At 54.2% G+C, this 253-nt stretch carries 1 protein-coding gene; it reads left to right on the forward strand.

Annotated elements, in window-relative coordinates:
* The coding region (locus AC1RPR_RS08935) for a hypothetical protein (RefSeq protein ID WP_481763594.1) at positions 1-253 on the forward strand (253 nt) is incomplete at both ends.

Consider the following 253-nt stretch of genomic DNA (forward strand, 5'->3'; position numbering starts at 1 on the left):
CGTACTCGCGCAATTACGCGGATGCCTATACAGCACTGCTCGATGTTCAAGATCAGTTCGGATTCGTGAAGAAGCTAGTGTGGATCGCGCAGTTCATCATGGGTATGGACGTGCTTAATGGCGCAAAGCACCCGAAACTGTGGTGGAACAACGCGAACAAGGCGGTGTTTGCCGAAGTCAAGAAGCTGAAGCTGAACCGTGGCTTCAAGGCTGCGGTGTTGGCTAAGTTGCTGCACGTTCAGGCGCAAGCCGG

This window comes from Dellaglioa sp. CoH-57-MRSF-22 (assembly GCF_056781895.1).